Raw genomic sequence first — 532 nt, 5'->3', positions numbered from 1 at the left:
ATGCCATCGCCCATCGCGAAACTCCAATTCAAGACTATTGGAATAAATAGCGCTAACCGAATGATCAGTTCGAAGTAAATGCGGATAAGGATCAACGTTCTCTGACAACAAGTACGTTTTGATCCACATCGGCGCATTTAAGATCACGATAAACGCGATAATGCCCAATATTAGAATATTGTTCCAACGGCGACGGCGAGTCGGACTAATACGCATAACGGTTCCTACTATCTTAGTTCTAGTGACAAACTAGCAAAGGTTACAGGAATTGACTAGAGCATCAGCATGTAAACATGGTGAAGGTGGATTTGAAGGAATAGTGAGGATTTCAGATAATAAAAAACCCAACTCGAAAGTTGGGTTTTTCAAATCGTCAAAGAGACAAAACCAATTATTTGATTTTAGCTTCTTTGTACATAACGTGCTGGCGTACAACTGGATCAAATTTCTTGATCTCAAATTTGCCTGTCATGTTACGCTTGTACTTATCAGTTGTGTAGAAGTGGCCTGTACCTGCTGAAGATACTATACG

The 532-nt window shown here is 40.0% G+C and carries 1 protein-coding gene and 1 pseudogene; both read right to left on the bottom strand.

Annotation, left to right across the window (positions count from 1 at the left end):
• Nucleotides 1-216, bottom strand: a pseudogene (locus R7190_RS30300) (hypothetical protein); the annotation flags it as partial.
• A gap of 175 nt (nucleotides 217-391) precedes the next feature.
• A partial coding sequence (gene rpmG / locus R7190_RS30295) for a 50S ribosomal protein L33 (RefSeq protein ID WP_318138266.1) occupies nucleotides 392-532 on the bottom strand: 141 nt, incomplete at its 5' end.

It is taken from the genome of Vibrio sp. 1078-1, assembly GCF_033340475.1.
This window is presented reverse-complemented; position numbering and strand designations above follow the sequence as displayed.